The 18,778-nt window shown below is 63.6% G+C and carries 16 protein-coding genes; 4 read left to right on the plus strand and 12 right to left on the minus strand.

The window, feature by feature from the left end; genetic code table 11:
• Positions 1–13: 13 nt before the first annotated feature.
• The 5 genes from OH491_RS21560 to OH491_RS21580 form a co-directional block, all read right to left on the minus strand.
• Entirely contained in the window at positions 14–910 is an 897-nt protein-coding gene (locus OH491_RS21560) for a hypothetical protein (RefSeq protein WP_068772484.1), read from the minus strand.
• A gap of 14 nt (positions 911–924) precedes the next feature.
• Positions 925–1,797, minus strand: a complete 873-nt coding sequence (locus OH491_RS21565) for an ABC transporter permease (RefSeq protein ID WP_068772483.1) — start codon at positions 1,795–1,797, stop codon at positions 925–927.
• Between the two features lie 80 nt (positions 1,798–1,877).
• Positions 1,878–4,097: a GumC family protein gene (locus OH491_RS21570; protein WP_068772482.1), complete on the minus strand. Its 2,220-nt coding sequence runs from the start codon at positions 4,095–4,097 to the stop codon at positions 1,878–1,880.
• Positions 4,098–4,157: 60 nt separating this feature from the next.
• Positions 4,158–4,850, minus strand: a complete 693-nt coding sequence (locus tag OH491_RS21575; RefSeq protein ID WP_084442588.1) for a polysaccharide biosynthesis/export family protein — start codon at positions 4,848–4,850, stop codon at positions 4,158–4,160.
• A gap of 56 nt (positions 4,851–4,906) precedes the next feature.
• Positions 4,907–5,413, minus strand: coding sequence for an outer membrane beta-barrel protein (locus OH491_RS21580; protein ID WP_342750684.1), 507 nt, complete (start codon positions 5,411–5,413; stop codon positions 4,907–4,909).
• Between the two features lie 31 nt (positions 5,414–5,444).
• Here OH491_RS21580 and OH491_RS21585 point away from each other — a divergent pair, with 31 nt between their 5' ends.
• The gene (locus OH491_RS21585; RefSeq protein WP_342750685.1) at positions 5,445–6,203 is read left to right on the plus strand and encodes a hypothetical protein; all 759 of its coding nucleotides are present in this window, start codon (positions 5,445–5,447) and stop codon (positions 6,201–6,203) included.
• Positions 6,204–6,755: 552 nt separating this feature from the next.
• Here OH491_RS21585 and OH491_RS21590 read toward each other — a convergent pair.
• The 4 genes from OH491_RS21590 to OH491_RS21605 all read right to left on the minus strand — a co-directional run bounded on the left by OH491_RS21590 (position 6,756) and on the right by OH491_RS21605 (position 10,751).
• Positions 6,756–7,844: an ATP-binding response regulator gene (locus tag OH491_RS21590; RefSeq protein WP_068772480.1), complete on the minus strand. Its 1,089-nt coding sequence runs from the start codon at positions 7,842–7,844 to the stop codon at positions 6,756–6,758.
• Between the two features lie 53 nt (positions 7,845–7,897).
• Positions 7,898–8,797 carry a bifunctional methylenetetrahydrofolate dehydrogenase/methenyltetrahydrofolate cyclohydrolase FolD gene (gene folD / locus OH491_RS21595; RefSeq protein WP_342750686.1) on the minus strand — a complete coding sequence of 300 codons (900 nt, stop codon included), beginning with the start codon at positions 8,795–8,797 and terminating at the stop codon, positions 7,898–7,900.
• 193 nt (positions 8,798–8,990) lie between these two features.
• On the minus strand, positions 8,991–9,866 hold the full coding sequence (locus tag OH491_RS21600; protein ID WP_068772478.1) for an SH3 domain-containing protein: 876 nt from the start codon (positions 9,864–9,866) through the stop codon (positions 8,991–8,993).
• A 27-nt stretch (positions 9,867–9,893) separates the two neighbouring features.
• Positions 9,894–10,751, minus strand: coding sequence for a pseudouridine synthase (locus OH491_RS21605; RefSeq protein WP_084442587.1), 858 nt, complete (start codon positions 10,749–10,751; stop codon positions 9,894–9,896).
• Between the two features lie 127 nt (positions 10,752–10,878).
• Here OH491_RS21605 and OH491_RS21610 point away from each other — a divergent pair, with 127 nt between their 5' ends.
• Together OH491_RS21610 and OH491_RS21615 are read left to right on the plus strand one after the other, a co-directional pair.
• Positions 10,879–12,054: a sulfite reductase subunit alpha gene (locus OH491_RS21610; RefSeq protein WP_068772477.1), complete on the plus strand. Its 1,176-nt coding sequence runs from the start codon at positions 10,879–10,881 to the stop codon at positions 12,052–12,054.
• Between the two features lie 146 nt (positions 12,055–12,200).
• Complete coding sequence (locus OH491_RS21615; RefSeq protein WP_068772476.1) at positions 12,201–13,496, plus strand: class I SAM-dependent rRNA methyltransferase; 1,296 nt, start codon at positions 12,201–12,203, stop codon at positions 13,494–13,496.
• A gap of 115 nt (positions 13,497–13,611) precedes the next feature.
• Here OH491_RS21615 and dxr read toward each other — a convergent pair whose 3' ends face one another.
• The 3 genes from dxr to OH491_RS21630 all read right to left on the minus strand — a co-directional run bounded on the left by dxr (position 13,612) and on the right by OH491_RS21630 (position 16,688).
• Positions 13,612–14,808: a 1-deoxy-D-xylulose-5-phosphate reductoisomerase gene (gene dxr / locus OH491_RS21620; protein WP_068772475.1), complete on the minus strand. Its 1,197-nt coding sequence runs from the start codon at positions 14,806–14,808 to the stop codon at positions 13,612–13,614.
• Positions 14,809–14,933: 125 nt separating this feature from the next.
• A complete protein-coding gene (locus tag OH491_RS21625) occupies positions 14,934–15,785 on the minus strand; it encodes a phosphatidate cytidylyltransferase (RefSeq protein WP_068772474.1) in 852 nt (283 codons plus the stop codon).
• Positions 15,786–15,905: 120 nt separating this feature from the next.
• Positions 15,906–16,688: an isoprenyl transferase gene (locus OH491_RS21630; RefSeq protein ID WP_068772473.1), complete on the minus strand. Its 783-nt coding sequence runs from the start codon at positions 16,686–16,688 to the stop codon at positions 15,906–15,908.
• 290 nt (positions 16,689–16,978) lie between these two features.
• Between OH491_RS21630 and OH491_RS21635 the strand changes: the two genes are divergently transcribed.
• On the plus strand, positions 16,979–18,775 hold the full coding sequence (locus OH491_RS21635) for a YgiQ family radical SAM protein (RefSeq protein WP_334319636.1): 1,797 nt from the start codon (positions 16,979–16,981) through the stop codon (positions 18,773–18,775).
• Positions 18,776–18,778 lie beyond the last annotated feature (3 nt).

Raw genomic sequence — 18,778 nt, forward strand, 5'->3', positions numbered from 1 at the left:
TGTTGAAAAAGGGTCAGCGGACTGCGCGTATGCGGAAAAGGTGGCGGAAGTGGCGGGCGCTTTCCCAAAGGGCGAGGTAACGGGTGAGGGGGCGGGCGAATTCGTCGCCGGCACGGCGGTAAGGCGCGCGGAAGTGCCGGTTGAGCGACGCGCCGCGGTCGGAGAGGAGGCGGTCGACGAGGCGCAGGGCGTCGTCGTGCGTGAGCGAGGGCAGGGCGGAGGCGCCGGACGAGGTCGCGGCGGTTTTGGAGAGGCAGATGTTGGCGGCGGCGATGGTGCTGGTTTGGTAGGCGAGGTAAGGGCGGAGAAAGCGGGGGTCGTCGCGGAGGTAGGCGCGGGCGAGGTCGGGGCCGAGGATGCCGACATTGGTGATGAGGGGGAAATCGACGACGCGGCGGAGACCCTCGAGAAAGTCGGTGCCGATGACGAGCGGGCCGGGCGAGGGCGAGCGGAGGAGCGTGCGGTGCGCGCAATCGAGGTAGAAATCGATGAGGCGCTGGTCGCGGCAGAAGAGCGAGACGGAGTTGTTGACGGTGAGCTTGAACTGGGGGCGCCCGAAGACGACGGAGTGTATCCAGATTTCGCGGCAGAAGGCATAGCCGGTGGTTTGCGCGAGATCGAAACGGACGGGATCGAAGACCAGCGCGTCGGCATCGATCCAGATCGCGCGGTCGTAGCCTTCGCCAAGCAGTTCACGGGCGACGGCGAGACGGGCGTAGTCGGAGAGGACGCATTTGTGCGCCGAGGCCTGCGGGCGGATGTCGTCGGGGACGCGATCGAAGAACGTGTCGTCGTAGAAGCGGTAGTCGTAGCCCTTTTGCCCGGCCCAGCGCCGGACGGAATCCATGCACGCGGCGATCCACGGGGGAACGCCGTCGGTGCGAAAGGACTGGTAGATGACGGTGGGCATTTCTCAGGACGGGTTCAGACCGTGTCCACGACGGTTCTTGCGGTGCGCTGAAAGAGGAACAGGCCGGCGAGGAAGACGAGAAGGCTCACGCCGAAGGAGATCGCGTAGCCGACGGGGGCGAAGGTGCCCGCGCCCATGAGCGCGAGGCGGAAGCCGTCGGTGACCAGGGTCATGGGGTTGAGGAGCGCGAGCCACTGCCAGTCGGCGGGAAGCTTTTCGAGGAGCTTGGAGAGCGGGTAGATGACGGGCGTGGCATACATCCAGAGCTGCACGACGAAGCCGGAGAGGTGGTGGAAGTCGCGATACTTCGCGGTGAGGCCGGAAAAGAGCATGCCGGTGCCGACGCCGAGCAGGCCCATGTTGAGGATGAAGACCGGGACCAGGGCGAGGAGCGGTCCGGGGGCGAGATGGTCGGCGCGCCCGGTGAGTTTGTAGATGACGTAAACGGCGAGGAAGGTGCAGAGCTGGATCGCCAGGGTGAAGAGGTGCGAGATGGAGAGGGCGAAGGGAACGATGACGCGGGGGAAATAGACCTTGCCGAAGAGGTGGGCGTTGCCGGTGAAGGTGTGGCTGGTCGAGTTGAGGACGTTGGAAAAATAGGTCCAGGGCACGAGGCCGCAGAGGTAAAAGAGGATGGGATTGATGCCGTCGGTGGTGATGCCGATCATGCGGCCGAACACGAGGGTGAAGACGACCGTGGTGATGAGGGGATTGATGATGAACCAGAGCGGGCCGAGGACGGTTTGCTTGTATTTGGAGACGAAGTCGCGGCGGACCAGCAGATAGAGCAGGTCGCGATAATGGAGCAGGCTCTGCCAGTCGAGGCCGAGCCAGTTCTGGTTCGGGCGGATGCGGATTTCGGCGGGTGCTGATTTGGCGAGGGACATGGAGAGAATGCGGATTTCGGAACGGGGCGCGGCCGCGCCATTTTGTAGTTGAATTATTGATACTTGTGGCCCGCCGCCGGTCACTTCACCGCGGCGGCCTCCTCCTCCTGGTAGGCTTTGTAGTAATCGGAACCGTAGGCCCCGTAGCCGTCGTAGCCGTAGTTCATGATCGAGGCGTGGGGCATCCGGTTCAGCACCACGCCGAGGATGGAGATGCCGGACTCGGTGAACTTGGAGAGCGTCTTTTTGATCAGCTTACGCCGCACGGTGCGGAAGCGGCAGACATAGACGAGCTCGGCGCAGAAGCGGGAGAGCAGCAGCGCGTCGGGGAAGACGGCGGCGGGCGGCGTGTCGATGATGATCACCTCGTAACTTTTGGAGAGTTTGTTGAAGAGCTCCGAATGCGCGATCTGGTCGATGATCTCGGTCGGGTTCTTGATGGCGTGCCCGGCGGGGAGGAGGTGGAGGTTGTTCTCGACGGTGGCGATGCCGAGGGTGGCGAGATCGAGCGGTGTGTCGGCGCCGTCGTCGGGATGCGCGCGCAGCCAGGAGAGAAGGCCGGTGCCCGGTGCGGTGCCGAAATAGCGCCGGAGCGAGGGGCGGCGGAAGTCGCAATCGACGAGAAGCGTGCGGCGTCCGTGCGCGGCGAAGACCGCCGCCATGTTCGAGGCGGTGAGGCTCTTGCCCTCGCCGGGGACGGAGCTCGTGATGAGGATGCGCTTGGGAAAGGGGACGGGGGAGCGGATTTCGATCTCGGAGAAGATGCCCCGGTAGGCCTCGGCGAGGGCGTCGTCCTTGTGCAGGCGGAAGACGTTCGGGCGCTCGGCCTCGGTCAGCTTTTTCATCGTCTTGATGCCCCCGAGGAGGGGGTGGTCGAGGCCGGTCTCGACGTCGTGCGAGGATTTCACGCGTGTATCCATCAATCCGATACCAATGGGCAGGCCGAGGAAAAGGATGAAGCCGAACGCGCCGGCCTGGAGCAGGATCTGGCTGGACGGGCTGTTGGAGGGAGCGCCGGGGACGAGGGCCTTGTCGAGGACCTTGATGTTCACGTTCTCGAGCTGGCTGACGATGGTGGTCTCGTTGAGGCGGGAGAGGATGGAGTTGTAGGCCTGGCGCTTGCTGACGGCGTCCTCCTCGAGGAATTTGTAGTCGATGGTGATGCGGTCGAGATCCTGGGCCTGCTTCTCGGCGGCGGCGTATTCACTGCGCAGGCGCTGCTCGTGCTGCCGGGCGAGGTTGAGGCGGGCGTGAGTCTCGGCGATGGCGAGGTCGACGGCGGCGTCGAGGCGGGCCCTGGTGTCGGCGAGGGCGAGCGCGTTCTGGCGCATGCGGGGATGCTCCTCGAGGTAGCGCTCGGCGAGGGCGGTGCGCTCGGCGAGAATGTTTTCGTATTGGGTCTTGAGCGAGGCGACGTTGCCGAAGCCGATGATGGCGGAGATTTCGTAGAGGCTTTGGCCGCGCTTGCGGTAGTCCTCGATGAGCTGGATGAGGGTCTGGAGGGTGGTTTGCTCAAGCTGGGCCTGGGCGAGGTCGTTGCCGAGGAGCCCGACTTTCTGGCGGACGATGTTGGTGGCTTCGCCGAGGGCCGCCATGTTGTGCCGGGCGCGGTAGTCCTGCATGGCGCGCTCGACGGACTCGACCTCGGAGCGTTTTTCCTCGGACTGGTTTTTGAGGAAGATGATGGCCGAGTTGGTGCTGGTCATCGCCTTGTCCACGGTGAAGTCGATGTATTTCCGGGAGAAGCGGTTTGCGATGAGCGCGGCAGCCTCGGGGTCGCGGTTGGTGACGACGATGCGGACGATCGTGGTGCCTTTTTGTTGGTAGATGTTGATGTGCGGCCGGATGATGCCGGCGAGCGAGGGCGGCGGCGCGGAGGGATTGTCGGGGTTGCGGTAGGGCGCCTGGATCTGCTCGATCTCGGCGGACGAGAACGAGCTTTGCACGTATTCGTAGAAAGTCGTGCTGAGCATTTGCTCGATGTGGAGGTTGAGCTGGAGGTTCGAGGTCGTGGTGGTGTCGACGACTTCCTTGATGCCGATGACCTGGTCTTTTTGCGGCTCGAAGAGGAGCTTGACCTCGGAGCGGTAAACGGGGGCGAGTTTCGGCTGGGCGAGGATAAAAACGGTCGCGATGGCGGCGCCCGCGATGAGGCCGATCCACCAGCGCTCAAGGAACATGTTGAGGAGATTGCGCGGCGAGAAATGGGCGAGGTTGCCGCCGGCCTGCGCCTGGTCGGGGACGCGGGCGGCAGAGCGGTGCGCGGTGGAGCGGGTTTGGGCTTGGACTGGTTTGGACATTGGCGGAAGGCGGATTGCGAAAGGCGGAAGGCGGGTGCCGCGGGCGGCGAGGCGGCCCGCCTAGAAGAGGCGCTCCATGACGAGGATCCGGTCGGCCGGATAGATGAGGAAGGATTTGAGGGCGTTGCGGCGGTTGTAGATCATGGCCTCGACGTCCACCGAGAAAATGGTCTCCTTGCCGTTATCGCCGATGCGGGTGACACGGACATCGTTGGCCTTCGCGGTCGGGCGGAAGCCGCCGATGCTGGTGACGAGCTCGACGATCTCGATGGTGTCGGCCTCCTTCGGGAGATGGAAGATGCCGGGACTGTTGACCGCGCCGATGATGGTAACTTCGCGCGAGGAATACTGGCGGACGTTGATGGTAACGAGCGGTTGTTTCAGGAGTTTTTTCGTGACGAATGTTTTTTCCAGATATGATTCGGCCTCGCGGACGGTCTTGCCGGAGAGGCTGACTTCGTTGGCGTAAGGGACGCGGACGTTGCCTTGCTTGTCGATGCGTTGCGCGGCGGACATGTCGGGCTCGCCGTGGACATCGATGGAGATTTCGTCGCCGATCGAAAGACGGTAGCCGGGGTCGGTGGCGAGGGGGAGCGCGGCGGTGGATTGGGCGGAATTGGCGCCGGGAGAAGACGGGGAGGGCGCGCCCGGCGTGCCGGGGGCGGGCTGGTTTTGCGCGCGGGCGGGGAGCGCGGCCAGACCGGCGGCCAGAAGAAATGCGGACAGAGCCGGATAAGTAATACGAACCATCATGATTTTGTTTTCTTATAGCGAAAATCGGGCCGAGCCCGTGAGCCTCGCGGAATTTTTCAGAAGATGTTGGTGATCGAGAGGGTCACGACATGGCGGTCGTAGTCGCGGCCAAAATAGCGACCGGGCTGAAAGCCGGAGGAGTCGTCATTGTTGTGCTGGTATTGGTAGCTCAGGCCGGCGCTCCAGTATTTATTGAAAGGACGATTGATGCTCAGGTGGACCTGAAGCATCTGGTCTTTGCGATTGATGCCGCGGTAATCGATCCAGTTATAGGAAACGGTGCCGATCGCGGTGGTGGCGAGGCCGATGGACTCGGTGACCGTGGCGGCGACATTGGTGGTGGTGGCGGAGACATCGGAGGCATTGAGGGACATGTTGCGGCTCGCGGAGAGGGCGATGTTGGTGCGGGGACGGGCGTCCCATGCGAGGCGAATGTCGCCGGTGAGGGTGTCGCCGCCGGTGTCGTTGATGCCGGGCGAATAGTTCTGGCGGTAGGAGAGGGAGGCGGAGCTTTCGAGCTTTGGGAAACGCGATTTCGGAGGCGCTGCCGATGACCTCGCCATAGACGGGGCGCGAGAGCGTGACGGAGAGCGCGTGGTCGTTCTGGTCGAGTTTCGCGCCGAGGTAGTTGTCGCCGGAACTCTGGGTGTCGGTATAAGTGTAGCCGAGCGAGAGATCGGTGCCGCGCAGGAAATCGTTGTAGTCGAAATAGAGGCGGTTGGTGAGCGTGTCCTGGTCGCTGTAGGTGTCGCCGTCGCGCTCGATGCCTTGATAACTGAAGGACTCGCGGATGGCGGTCTTGAGGCCGAGCTTGTAGGTGAAATTCAGGCTGCCGTTGAAGTGCTTGGCCGGGATGCGGTCGTTGGCGAAGTAGTCGATGTCGGTGCTTTCGCTGTAGCCAAGGGCGAAGGTCCCGTCGATGCGCGCGCCGATGGCGGCGGGCAGGGAGATGCGGAGATTGGCGGAGAGGTTCTCGGCGTCATACTGGTCGTTTTCCTGATAGCGCACCACCGCGACGCCGGCATTGGCCGAGATCTCGCCGCGGCCGGCCTTGCGGAGGTACTGGAGCATCGGCTGGACGGAGATGTAGGTGTCGGGATCGTTGTCGATGGAGCCGAGAAAATAGGAATCGTAGCTGACTGCGCCGGTGGTTTGAAGAAGCAGGGAGCCTCGCGCGATTTCGGCGAATCCGAAAAGGCGGGGAGCGAGGCCGGGGGCGACGGAAAAGGGCAATATGAGGGTCGCGATGGCCGTGATGCGGATTCGGAAATTCACTGTGAGTGTTGTTATTATTATACCCTGTGCGCGGTTGCCATTGATTGGCGTTGCAACGCCTCAATAGTCGAAACCTAAAGCATTGTGACTAGTCTTTAGTAGTAAAAAACCTATGCTTTTATACTAGGTAACATTTGTGTTAAAAACATGAAGCGGTTGTGCTTCTGTCATTTTAGCATAATATAACCGCTTTATGCCGGACGGCGGACAGGGATTTTAATAATCCCGTTCTCATGATGCACCCCGGCGCACGCTTGTTTATAAACCGGTTGTATAATTGTTTATCGTGGGATTTCCCATTATTAGGAAATTTGAACCACGGATTACGCGGATGGAAACGGGCAAAACACAAATGTCGTGGTTAGTGCCCGTGGCGATGTAATCCATTGGGTTACATCGCTGCGGTTGATGCACGAATTGGAGGCCGTCCTCGGTGCCGTCCATCTGTCCCGGAGCGGACGGAACGGAGGCCGTCCCTCCATCTATAAATGCGGACATGGCATTATCTAAAGCGCCGTGACGTGTTTCCGGACAGGCATTCAAAAACAGCAGGGAGCATCCGGAAATAATACAATAACAGCGACGCGATTGCGAAGGCGCGCGGGCGCAGGCGCGATCCTGCGGCCTCCGCTATGAAAGCGGGTAGGTAATGGTCGCGGTGGTGCCGCCGCCTTCGCGGTCGGAGAGCGCGAGGTCGCCGCCCATGTTGCGCAGGGAATGGCGCGCGATCGTCAAGCCCATGCCCACGCCGACATGCTGCTTGGTGCTCACAAAGGGTTCGAACATGTGGGCGCGGATGCCCGGGGCGATGCCCCGCCCGCGATCCTCGATGAGGATTTCAATGGCTTTGGCGTCGCCGGTCCGGCGGGAGCGCAGCTCGACGGAACGCTGGTCGGGGGTGGCGTCGCCGTGGCTTTCCCATGCGTTGAGAAGCAGCGCGGAGAGGATGCGTTCGAAGGCCTCGACCTGCACGTGGACGATGAGGCCGCCGAGCGGATTCTCGGTCAGCGGGGCGACGTCGATGTGGTTGTCGGCCTGGAAGCGGGCGACGCCGCCGGCAAGGAGTTTGTCGAGGGGCACCTCGATGGTGGGAGGGCGGGTTTCGATGGCGAGCAGGTTGAGCTGCTTGATGACGTCGGCGATGCGTTTGATCGCGTTTTCGACGTTGGCCGCGTTGCTTTTGACCAGTTCGGGCTTCGCGGCCTGAAGGCGGATCAGGTCGATGTAGCCGAGGACGACGGCGAGGAGGTTGTTGAGGTTGTGCGCGATGCCCTGGCTGACGGAGCCGATGGTGGCGGCGTGGCGGGATTCGGCGAGGCGTTGCTCGAGGTCGAGTTTCTCGCGGTTGATGGCGAGGACGCGGAGCTGCGTCTGCACGCGGGCGAGCATTTCGTCGAGATCGACGGGCTTGGTGATGTAATCGACGGCGCCGGTGGCGAGTCCTTCGAGTTTGCTTTCCTTGGTGCCGCGGGCGGTGACGAAGATGACGGGAATGGCGCGGGTGGCGGGATCGGCCTGCAGGAGCTGGCAGACCTCGAAGCCGTCCATGTCGGGCATCATGATGTCGAGGAGGATGAGGTCGGGCGAATCGCGGTGGACAAGGTCGAGCGCATCCTGCCCGGATTCGGCGGTGGTGACGGTCATGCCTTCGCGCTCGAGTTTCTTTTTGAGGAGCTGGACGTTTACGGGCTGGTCGTCGACCACGAGGATTTTGGGCATGACAGGGGAAGGATTGAGGGTTGAAAGCGCGAAGACGAAAATCCCAAGGGCGTTCAGGTTTCGGCCTTCAGGTTTTCAGTCTTTTGATTGTTCTGCCGCCACGCCTTGACGGTGTTTTTCATGAGGAGGGCCACGGTCATGGGGCCGACGCCGCCGGGCACCGGGGTGATTTGCGAACACTTGGGCGCGACTTGGGCGAAGTCCACGTCGCCGACGAGGCGGCAGCCGCTTTTTTTCGTCGCATCGGCGACGCGGTTGATGCCGACGTCGATGACGACCGCGCCGGGCTTCACCATGTCGGCGGTCACAAAGGCGGCGCGCCCGATGGCGGCGATGAGGACGTCGGCCTGGCGGGTGAGCGCGGGGAGGTTTGCCGTTTGCGAGTGGCAGATGGTGACGGTGCCGTTGGCGCCGGCTTTTTTCTGGAGGGCGAGGAGGGCGACGGGCTTGCCGACGATGAGGGAGCGCCCGAGGACGACCACGTGCTTGCCGCGGAGATCGACGGAACTGCGCGCGAGGAGTTCCATGATGCCGGCGGGGGTGCAGGCCACGAAGCCGGTGTCGTCCTCCTGGGCGACCTTGCCGAGGTTGATGGTGTTGAAGCCGTCAACGTCCTTGTGCGGGGCGACACGGCGGAAAACCGCCACTTCGTCGATGTGCTTGGGGAGCGGCGATTGGACGAGGATGCCGTCCACGGCGGGGTCGGCGTTGAGCCGGTCGATGAGGGCAAAGAGCTCGTCCTGCGGGATGGTGACGGGGGGAAGAATGACGCGGCTGGTGATGCCGATTTCGGCGGAGGTTTTTTCCTTTTTGGTGACGTAGGAGACGGAGGCGGGGTCGTCACCGACGCGGACGAGCGCGATGCAGGGTTTGCGTCCGGGGGCGGCGGAGACTTCGGCCTTGAGTTCGGCGATGAGGGTTTTGGCGATCTGGTTGCCGTCGATAAGTTGCATGCAGGAAAAGGAATTTCTGGTGTTTTATTTTGAACAGAAGGAAACGAAGGGAACGAAGAAGACCGGGGCCGTGAATTGTATTAAACCGCAGATGGACGCAGATTTTTATAAGGATGATTTTATTTATCCGCGGTTTAATATAAATGGGTTTCTTTGTTCCTTTGTTTCCTTCTGTCCGAATAAAATTGTTTTATTATTTGGCGAGCTGAAGGGTCTCGACGCGGATGACGATGTCCTTGGTGTTGGGGACGGCCTCGGCGAGGCCGTAAATGATGACGCCTCGCCCGACGTATTTTTCGATCTGCTCGGTCATGACGAGTTTGCTGACATCGAGGTAAGTGTAGCGGTTGCCGGCGTCGTCATTGAGTTGATAGTCGTAGGGCCGGCGGGGGGCGAAGGCGCGGCGGGTGCTGGCAAAGATGCCCTTCAGGGAGCGGGGCAGGGGAGCGATGGCGTCGGTGGAGGTGGCCGCGGGGACGGAGGGCGTGCTTGCAGCGGCGGAGGGCGCGGGGGTGGCGGCCGTCCGGGGCGCGGCAGGGGCGGCGGACGTCGCGGCGGCAGGGGCGCTTGCCACTTGTGACTTGTCACTTGTCACTTCGGCGGCGGCGGTGCCGCCGGCGCTCTGGATGTAGCCGATCACGGGACGGTTGAGTTGAAATTGGATCCAGCGGCCTTTCTGGCCGGTGAGTTCCACGGTGTCGCCTTTTTCCATCGTGGCGAGAACCGGGCCGTCGGTCTTGGGTTCGAGGCGGAGGGCGACGCCGGGTTTGGGATCGAGCTGTTTGTTGAGGTCGGTGTCGCGGACATAGATGGTGTGCGGGCCGGCGAGTTCGACGGCGAGCCATCCGGAGGGCAGGGCGACGGTGCTTTCCCCGGCAGGGTAGGCGGGGGTGACGCCGGCGGCGAGGGTGTTGATGACGGCCGCGCTGGCGGCGGGCTGGTTATAGACGGGAGCGGGAGCCGGCAGCGGCGAGGCGGCGGAGGCGTTGTCGGCAGCCGGCAGCGAGGCTGCGGCAAGGGCGAATGCGGCAGCGGCGGCGATGTGGCGGATGAGGGCGGTGGTCTTCATGGTTTGAATGTCGGTGATGGTGGCAGATCAGCGAGGATTGCGTGTTTTTTTGTGGATTGTGGTGGTGATTGTCGATTGGTGCTTGGTGGTGTGCGGGATGCGTTTATCCGCATCTGGAAGGGCGTTCTCGCGGTCGCGCGGGCCTGCGGGGATTTTGAAGAGAAGTTCGATTTCACGCGGAGTGAGCGGCTTCACGGCGCGCAGCGGGATGCCTTTGAGCGGAAACGCGCCGATCTGGTAGCGGCGGAGGCGTTTCACGTCGTAGCCGAGAGTGGTGAAGAGAAGGCGGATCTCGCGTTTTTTGCCGTGATGCATCTGCACATCCACTTGCGGGGAGGCGTTGTCGCGGTTGGGGGCGATGAGGGTGGCACGTTCGACTTTCAGACGCTCGCCCTCGAGGACGATGCCCTTGAGGAGGAGCGGCTTTTTCGTGTGGGGAAAGGGTTGCTTGAGCGTGACGAGGTAGCGCTTCACCACGGTGTTGCGCGGGTGCATGAGGCGGTTGGCGAGATCGCCGTCGGTGGTGAGGATGACGAGGCCCTCGCTCTCCTTGTCGAGGCGGCCGGCGCAGAAGAAGCGGTGTTTCGCAAACTCGCCGGGCAGCACGGTGAAGATGTTCTTGGGGTGGTGCGGGTCGTCGTTCGAGCAGATGAGGCCGCGGGGCTTGTGCATCGCCAGGGTGATGCGCGGCTGGGCGGCGGCGCGCACGGGTTTGCCGGAGACGGTGACCTTGTCCTCCCCGGGGGTGACGCGCTGGCCGATCGTGGCCGGGGCGGCGTTGACCCAAACCTCGCCTTCCCGGATGAGCGCCTCGGCCGCGCGGCGGGAGCACACGCCGGAGTCGGCAAGAAATTTCTGGATGCGGATGGTGGCGGGCGCGCTCATGGGACAGGCCAGTTGGTGTCAATTTTGCGCGTGACGCAAGCCCGTGCAAAGCGATGATGAAACTCTAGGATTATCGAAAGGTAATTCTTGCGTGCAAATTGCTCCCCACGCATTAACGCGTTTGCTTATGACCGCGATTCCCAGTGCTTCTGTCCATAACAAGGACAATCCCTTTTCCGCCAAGGTCTCGGAAAACCGACTGCTCAGCAAACCGGGGTCGGAAAAGGAGACGCGGCATTTTGTCATCAATCTCGAAGGGAGCGACCTGACCTACAAGGCGGGCGATTCGATCGGCGTGTATTCGACCAACCGGCCCGGGGAGGTCGCGGAGATTCTCGAGTTGCTCGGCGCGTCCGGCGACGAGCCCGTCCTGCCTGCGATGCTCAAGCTGGCGGAGCCCATCGCCTTGCGCGAGGCGCTCAGCGCGCGCCTGTCGCTGGCCGGGCCGACGCGAAAGGCGCTCGAATTGTTGCAGGCGAAAACCACCGATGCCGCCGAGCAGGCGCGGCTCGCCGCCCTGCTGGCGCCCGAGGCGAGGGAGGCGCTCCAGGCATTTCTCGACGAGCGCGCGTATGTGGATTTGCTGGCGGAGTTTCCCGCCGGGCGGGCGGGCGTGACGCCGCAGGAACTGGCGGACCTGATGCGCAAGCTGATGCCGCGCCTCTATTCCATCGCCTCGTCGCCGAAGGCGTTTCCCCGGGAAGTGCATCTCACCGTGGCGATCTTGCGCTACCGGTCGAACGGACGCGACCGCGTCGGCGTGTGCTCGACCTTCCTGGCTGATCGCACCGAATTGAGGGAGACGCCGGTGCCGGTGTTCATATCGAGTTCGCATTTCGGACCGCCCGCGAACCCGGCGGCGGACGCGATCATGGTCGGCCCGGGCACCGGCATCGCGCCGTTCCGCGCCTTTGTGCAGGACCGGGCCGCCGATGGAGCGCCCGGCCGCAACTGGCTTTTCTTTGGCGACCGGCACAAGGCCGCCGACTTTCTCTACGAGGAGGAATGGGAGAACCATCTCGCCAACGGCCGGCTCACGCGCCTCGACCTGGCCTGGTCGCGCGACCAGGAGCGAAAGATCTACGTGCAGGACAGGATGCGCGAGAATGCCGCCGAGCTTTGGGCCTGGATAAGGAACGGCGCGCATTTCTACGTGTGCGGCGACGCGAAGCGCATGGCGAAGGACGTGGACGCCGCCCTGCACGAAATCATCGCGCAGCAGGGCGGCATGGATGCCGCCGCGGCCGCCGAATACGTGAAGGCGATGAAGAAGGACAAACGCTACCAGCGCGACGTGTATTGATTTTTTGGATACGGGTGGGGCGGGCATCACGGACGGCGACGCCGTTGCCTTGGCTCCTCCGGGGTTTCTCCCGCTGAAAAATCGTCTCGGCATCCCGGCGTTTTTTTGTGGAGAGTGCCGGTTCCCATTTCGCCTTGATGAGATCCATGCCGCGCCAGAAATCGCAACCAGAGCCGTCCGATGACGACGTTTCCACGCCGGCCGGCGCGCCGCCGCCGCCAGCCGCTTCCGCCAATCCCGGGGCGCCCGTGGACCGCTCGCAATGGGCGCGGCCCTGGGCGCAGTTGAAATACTTCACGTTTCAACCGGCGATTTTTCCGCGCCTGCTCGGCCAGGTATCGCCCGACGCGCGGCCCGGCGACCTTGTGACGGTTTATGACAAGGCCGGACAGCGGCTCGGCGCCGGGCTCTACAACCCGCGCGCAAAAATCGTGCTCCGCGTCGTCGCGCACGGGGCGGAGGCGGAGCTGGGCGAGGCGTATTTCGAGCGGGCCATCCGGCGCGCGGTGGCGTTGCGGCGCGATGTGTTCAAGCTCGACGCGGACACCGACGCCTACCGGCTGATCGGCTCCGATGGCGACGGGCTCAGCGGGCTCGCCATCGACCGTTACGGCGACACGCTGTTGTGCGAAGTTTACAGCCTCGGCATGGCGCAGCGCCTGCCCGGCTGGCTGCCTTTGCTGCATAAGCTGGCGGGCACAAAATTCGCCCGCGTGCAGGTCGATCACGATCTCGGCAGCCTGGAGGGCATCAAGCCGTCCGCCTTCAAGGAAACCAACGCCGCCGCGCCCCGGCTGGTGAAAATCCGCGAGCACGGCGTGCGCTACGAAGTCGATTTTGCCGAGGGGCACAAAACCGGGTTTTTCTGCGACCAGCGCGAGAACCGCCGCGCGGTGGCGCGTTTCACGCGGGGCGCGCGCGTGCTCGACCTGTGCTGTTACACGGGCGGTTTCTCGCTCTGCGCGAAAGTGCTCGGCGGCGCGGACGAGGTGACGAGCGTGGACCTCGACGAGGCCGCCATCGCGCAGGCGAAACGCAACGCCAACCTGAACCAGGCGCGCCTGAAATTCGTGCATGCCGATGCGTTTGCCTACGCGCGGCAGATGCAGACCAACGGCGGGCAATGGGACGTGGTTGTGCTCGATCCGCCGAAATTCATCTTCACGCGCGAGGCCCCGGGCAACCATGAGGGGCGGAAGAAATACGAGGATCTCAACCAGCTTGCCATCAGCCTCGTGAAACCGGGCGGCGTGTTCGTGACCTGCTCGTGCTCGGGTTTGCTGAGCCTGGAGGATTTCGAGCAGCACGTCATCAAGGCGGCCCATCGCCAGCAGCGCCGCCTGCAATTTTTCGACCGCACCGGCCCCGGCGCGGATCATCCGGTTTATTCGAACTGCCTTGAGAGTCGCTATCTGAAGGTGCTTTGGGCGCGGGTGATATAGGGAGAGGGCAAATCCAGAAATCCGGTTCTCCCAAAATCCCGAAAGGTCGTGCCCTGCCGCGCGAATCGGCGATCACATCCGGAGTCTTTCGGGGCTTCGGGAGGAAGCGGAATTTTTATGGAAGCGCGCCCGCCGCCACGCGCCGCGCGTCGGCGTCGATGGCGAGGACTTCATCAAGAGCCTGCGGGACGGTCGCGGGGAGGGCTTGCAGGGTTTTCTCGACGACAGACGGAATGGCCGTGAACGGAAGCTTTTCTTCCAAGAACGCGGCGACGGCGACTTCGTTGGCGGCGTTGTAGATGGCGGGGGCCGTGCCGCCGGCGCGCATGGCCTGCCGGGCGAGCGCCAGCATGGGATAACGGGTTTCGTCAACGGGGCGGAATTCGAGGGAGAGAAGTTTTTCGAGATTGAGCGCGGACTCGGGACCGGGGGCGCGAACCGGGTGGAGAAGGGCGTGCTGGATGGGAAAGGTCATGGAGGGCGGGCAGAGTTGCGCGAGCATGGAGCCGTCGGTGAACTCCACGAGGGCGTGCACGATGCTTTGCGGATGAAGCACGGCGCGGCACTGGCCGGGGCTCAGGCCGAAGAGGATCTGGGCTTCGATGAGCTCGAGTCCTTTGTTCGCGAGCGTGGCGGAATCGACGGTGATTTTCGGCCCCATCGCCCAATTCGGATGGCGGAGCGCGTCGGCGGGCGTGGCGCGGGCGAGCGCGTCGGCGGGCCAGTCGCGAAACGCTCCGCCGCTGGCGGTGAGGATGACGCGGGCGACATCGGAGGCGGGGCGCCCTTCGAGGCATTGGAAAACGGCGTTGTGCTCGCTGTCCACGGGGAGCAGGCGCGCGCCGTGGCGGCGGGCGGCGTCCATCACGAAGGAGCCGGCGAGAACGAGGATTTCCTTGCTGGCGAGGGCGAGGGTTTTGCCCGACTCGATGGCGGCGAGCGCGGGGCGCAGGCCGGCGGTGCCGACGACGGCGACGAGGACGGTGCCGGCTTCGGGCGAGCGCGCGAGCTCGACGAGGCCGCCGGGACCGGGGAGGAGTTCGGTGCCGGGCGGAAACGCGCCCGAGGCGCGGGCGGATTCGAAGGCGGTCGCGTCGTGGATGGCCACGCGGGGCACGCGAAACTCGGCGGCGATGGCGGCGAGTTTTTCCCAGTTGGAATGCGCGGCGATGGAAACGAGTTCGAGTTTGTCCGGGTGGGCGGCGATGACGCGCAGCGTGCTCTGGCCGATGGAACCGGTGGCGCCGAGGAGCGAGACACGGCGGCGCGCCGGAAATGCGGAATGCGGAATGCGGATTGCGGAATCAGGCATCGGAATGGGTTTGGCTGTCTTTCCTCTTTATTCTTTCTCTTTCCTCTTTCTCCAAAACTGAAACCGGAACGCCATCAGAGAAAGATAAAGAGAAAGAATAAAGAGGAAAGACAGCGCGCGTCGGGTCATATCAGCTTCAACAGCCAATACGCCGCCGGGGCGGTGAGGATGAGGCTGTCGGTGACGTCGAACATGCCGCCGATGCCGGGGATGGTGGCGCCGGAGTCCTTGATGTTGGCGCGGCGTTTGATGATGGATTCCACGAGGTCGGCCACGATGCCGAGGGCGGCGATGGGGAGCGCGCTCAGCGCAGCAAAGAGCGGGGTAAACCCGGCGGGCAGCCACGCGCGGAAGAGCGCGGCAAAGGCCGCGCTGATGAGCGCGGAGGTGAGCAGGCCGCCGCAGGCGCCTTCCCAGGTTTTTTTCGGGCTGATGACAGGCGTCATCTTGTGTTTCCCGATGGCCATGCCGGTGAGGAGCGCGCCGGTGTCGCAGAGTTTCGAGGCGATGATGATCCAGAGGAAAAAGAGGACGCCGGTGTAGGAATGCGGCGCGCCGGTGTGCGCGGCGATGACGCGCACGAAAAACTGGAACATGAGCGGCACATAAACGAGGCCGAAGAGGGTCGAGGCGAGCGTCTCGACGCGATTGGAGGAGTCCCGTTCGGCGATGATGCGCACGGAAGCGACGATGACCCCGAGCGCCAGGAGGTCGGCGGTGTCGATCATGGCGGCGTCGATGCCGAGGCGCGGCAGATACCAGGGGACGAGAATGATCGCCGCGCCCAGGAGGATGTTGAGTTTCCCGAAGGGCCGGTAGCCGCTGTTGCGCATGAGGGCATCGAACTCATGGAGCGTGAGCGCGACCATGAGGGCGACGAGCCAGACCGCGCCGGTGGCGCCGAGATAATAAAGCAGGGAAAACACAATCGCCCAGAGGACGAGCGTGCTAAGGGTGCGTTTTAGGAGGACTGGCACGGGAAAAATTAGGAATTAGAAATTAGAATTTAGGATTTGGAAAATGAAAGCGGTGCATCGGCGTGAAATGCGGATGGGAATGAGACGGCTTGGGCGTTTTTAATTCTTAAATTCTAAATCCTAATTTCTAACTTCTAATTTTCCTTTTATCTGTTCGCTGGTGAGCCCGAAGCGGCGTTCGCGGCGGGCGTAGGTTTCGAGGGCGGCGGCAAAGTCTTCCTTGGTGAAGTCGGGCCAGAGAACGGGAGTGAAAATAAACTCGGCGTAGGCGCTTTGCATGAGGAGGAAGTTGCTGACGCGGGTTTCGCCGGAGGTGCGGATGACGAGATCGGGATCGGGGATGTCGGCGGTGTACAGGTGGCGCGCAAAGGTTTCCCACGTGCAGCCTCCGGCGGGTTCGCGTCCGGCGGCGACGGCGGCGGCGTAGGCATTGGCGGCGTCGGCGATTTCATCGCGGGAGCCGTAGTTGAGCGCGAGAACGAGTGTGCCGCGGGCATGGTCGGCCGTGGCGGCGATGGTCGCGGCGAGCTGCTTGCGCACCGGGGCGGGGAGCGCGTCGGTGCGGCCGATGGTGCGAAGGCGGATTTTGTTTTTGTGGAGGGTCTTGAGTTCCTGCTTGAGAAAAAATTCGAGCAGGCGCATAAGGCCGCCGACTTCGTCCTGCGGGCGCTTCCAGTTTTCGGCGGAAAAGGCGTAGAGCGTCAGGTAACGCACGCCGAGTTCGAATGCCGCCGTGGTGATCGCGCGCACGGTGCGCGAGCCGCGCCGGTGGCCTTCGAGGCGCGGCAGGCCGCGTTGTTTCGCCCAGCGCCCATTGCCGTCCATGATGATGGCGACGTGCGCGGGCACGGCGGAGGTCGTGGCGGCGGCGTTTTGGGAAGGCGCGTTTCGGTTGGCGGGCATGCGGTGGTGAGTCGGCGGATATGCGGGAAAACAACGATTTAGGCGGCGGGCACCGGGACAGGCAAGGGGAGAGTATCCGCCCGGAATCTTTCCTCTTTATTCTTTCTCTTTCCTCTTTCTCATCCCCCTGCTCGTTTCTGACGAAAGCGAAAGATAAAGAGGAAAGAATAAAGAGGGAGTGACAACACTTTGAGTCACACCGCAGAGGGGAATGTGTTTTTCGTGTTTCACATCCGCACCCGCGGCGGGCAGGATGGCCGGCCATGTCCGTGTCCGCTCACACCGCAATCTTGCCGGCGCACGCCGATCCGCGCGCGTTTTTGCCCACGTCGAAAAAGGAACTCGACGCGCGCGGCTGGGACTGCGCGGACATCATTTTGTTCACCGGCGATGCTTACGTGGACCATCCGTCGTTTGGCGCGGCGGTGATCGGCCGCGTGCTGGAGGCGCGCGGTTGGCGCGTCGCGATCGTGCCGCAGCCCAACTGGCGCGACGACCTGCGCGACTTCCGCAAGCTCGGCGCGCCGCGGCTCTTTTTCGGCGTTTCCGCCGGCTGCATGGACAGCATGGTGAATCACTACACCGCCAACCGCCGCCTGCGCAGCGACGATGCCTACACGGTGGACGCGCGCGCCGGGGCGCGGCCCGATTACGCGGCCACGGTTTACACGCAGATCCTCAAGCGGCTGTATCCGGAAACGCCCGTCGTCCTCGGGGGCATCGAGGCGTCGCTGCGGCGGCTCACGCATTACGATTATTGGTCCGACACGCTGAAGCCCGGCGTCCTGGTCGAGAGCGGCGCCGATTTGCTCGTTTACGGGCTCGGCGAAAAACCGGTTTGCGAAATCGCCGCGCGCCTCGCCGCCGGCGAGGCGGCGGGCGCGCTCGCCGACATCAGGCAAACGGCCTTCCTCGCGCCACGCGCCGCCGCGCCGTCCTCCGCGGTCCTGCTGCATTCCTACGAGGACTGCCTCGCCGACAAACACAAGTTCGCCGCCAATTTCCGCCGCATCGAGGAGGAGTCCAACCGCGCCGCCGCCGCCACGCTGGTCGAGCCGGTCGGCGACCGCGCCATCGTGGTCAATCCGCCGCATCCCTGCCTCACGCCCGCCGAGACCGACGCGTCCTTCGACCTGCCCTATACGCGCGTTCCGCATCCGCGCTACAAGGGCCGCCGCATTCCGGCCTACGAGATGATCCGCCACTCGATCACGATGCATCGCGGCTGTTTTGGCGGATGCAGTTTCTGCACCATTTCCGCGCATCAGGGAAAATTCATTTCATCGCGCACGGAGGCCTCGATCCTGCGCGAGGTCGATCGCGTCGCGGCCATGCCGGATTTCAAGGGCAACATCAGCGACCTCGGCGGCCCCTCGGCCAACATGTATGGCCTGCGCGGACGCGACGAAACCATCTGCGCGCGCTGCCGCCGCCCGTCGTGCCTGCACCCGCGCGTGTGCCGCAACCTCGACACCGACCTCACCCGGCTCACCGCCCTTTACCGGAAAGTCCTCGCGCATCCGGAAGTGAAGCGCGCCTTTGTCGGCAGCGGCATCCGCTACGACATTTTTCTCGATGACAAGACCGGCGATTTCCGCTCGCCCGACGGACGGACTTATTTCGAGCAGCTCGTGCGCCACCACGTTTCCGGGCGCCTGAAAGTCGCGCCCGAGCACAGCGCGCCGCACATCCTGGCGCACATCCGCAAACCGGGCTTCGCGATGTTCGAGGCGTTCAAGGCCGCCTTTGACGACATCAACGAAAAGGAGGACCTGCGCCAGCAACTCGTCCCGTATTTTATTTCCAGCCTTCCGTATTGCCGCGAGGAGGACATGCGGGCGCTTTCGACCGACCTGAAGCGTCTCGGCTACAAACTTGAGCAAGTGCAGGATTTCACGCCCACGCCGATGACGCTCGACTCTGCGATTTACCACAGCGGCATCGATCCCTACACGGGCAGGGAGGTTTACGTCGCCCGCGACCCGGGCGAAAAACTCCGCCAGCGCGGATATTTTTTCGAATACAAGCAACAGCACCGTCCGCGCGCGAAACGTCCGCGTCCGCCGCAGGGGGAGAATCCAGGGTGATGC

Source organism: Termitidicoccus mucosus (assembly GCF_038725785.1).
In the GTDB taxonomy this organism is placed as follows: domain Bacteria; phylum Verrucomicrobiota; class Verrucomicrobiia; order Opitutales; family Opitutaceae; genus Termitidicoccus; species Termitidicoccus mucosus.

Coding starts and splice junctions, on each gene's coding strand:
- OH491_RS21560 (WP_068772484.1), bottom strand. CDS start 910: ATGCCCACCGTCATCTACCAGTCCTTTCGCACCGACGGCGTTCCCCCG.
- OH491_RS21565 (WP_068772483.1), bottom strand. CDS start 1,797: ATGTCCCTCGCCAAATCAGCACCCGCCGAAATCCGCATCCGCCCGAAC.
- OH491_RS21570 (WP_068772482.1), bottom strand. CDS start 4,097: ATGTCCAAACCAGTCCAAGCCCAAACCCGCTCCACCGCGCACCGCTCT.
- OH491_RS21575 (WP_084442588.1), bottom strand. CDS start 4,850: ATGATGGTTCGTATTACTTATCCGGCTCTGTCCGCATTTCTTCTGGCC.
- OH491_RS21580 (WP_342750684.1), bottom strand. CDS start 5,413: ATGGCGAGGTCATCGGCAGCGCCTCCGAAATCGCGTTTCCCAAAGCTC.
- OH491_RS21590 (WP_068772480.1), bottom strand. CDS start 7,844: ATGCCCAAAATCCTCGTGGTCGACGACCAGCCCGTAAACGTCCAGCTC.
- folD (WP_342750686.1), bottom strand. CDS start 8,797: ATGCAACTTATCGACGGCAACCAGATCGCCAAAACCCTCATCGCCGAA.
- OH491_RS21600 (WP_068772478.1), bottom strand. CDS start 9,866: ATGAAGACCACCGCCCTCATCCGCCACATCGCCGCCGCTGCCGCATTC.
- OH491_RS21605 (WP_084442587.1), bottom strand. CDS start 10,751: ATGAGCGCGCCCGCCACCATCCGCATCCAGAAATTTCTTGCCGACTCC.
- OH491_RS21610 (WP_068772477.1), top strand. CDS start 10,879: ATGACCGCGATTCCCAGTGCTTCTGTCCATAACAAGGACAATCCCTTT.
- OH491_RS21615 (WP_068772476.1), top strand. CDS start 12,201: ATGCCGCGCCAGAAATCGCAACCAGAGCCGTCCGATGACGACGTTTCC.
- dxr (WP_068772475.1), bottom strand. CDS start 14,808: ATGCCTGATTCCGCAATCCGCATTCCGCATTCCGCATTTCCGGCGCGC.
- OH491_RS21630 (WP_068772473.1), bottom strand. CDS start 16,688: ATGCCCGCCAACCGAAACGCGCCTTCCCAAAACGCCGCCGCCACGACC.